Source organism: Chromobacterium sp. ASV23, from assembly GCF_016428945.1.
GTDB lineage: Bacteria > Pseudomonadota > Gammaproteobacteria > Burkholderiales > Chromobacteriaceae > Chromobacterium > Chromobacterium sinusclupearum.
On the sequence record NZ_JAELTR010000215.1, the window covers coordinates 1 to 409 of the forward strand.

Annotated in this window: 1 pseudogene; it reads left to right on the forward strand. The window is 62.6% G+C overall.

Features of this window, described 5'->3' with window-relative positions:
• A pseudogene (locus tag JHD59_RS22300) lies at positions 1-409 on the forward strand (hypothetical protein); the annotation flags it as partial.

A 409-nucleotide genomic window follows, 5' to 3' on the forward strand; every position in this document is an offset into this window, starting at 1 on the left:
GTTCCAGCGTATTCGCGAACTGCTGTCCATTGAGGACGCGCTGGCTTATCTGGGCCGCTTCTTCGATCACCATGATTTCAGCCAGTACCCCTTGGACGAACCCTTCCCCGAGTTGGGCGATATCGGCAAAAACAGCTTCCGCTCCACCACCGACCGCATCAAGCAACGCGCCCGCGAACAGGGCCAGACCTTGCGTCAGGCTGCGCTGGAGGCAGCCACGCCGGGCAGCAATTTTGTCGGCAGCGGCAAAAAAGTGGCGGCGGAAATCATCCGCTGGCTGGATGAGGGGGCTGCGGACGGCTTCATTCTGGGCTTTGCGGTGGTGGCCGAAGGGCTGGACGATTTCGTCCGTCACGTGGTGCCGGAACTGGAAGCCGCCGGCCGCTACAGCCGCGAGCTGATTGCACCC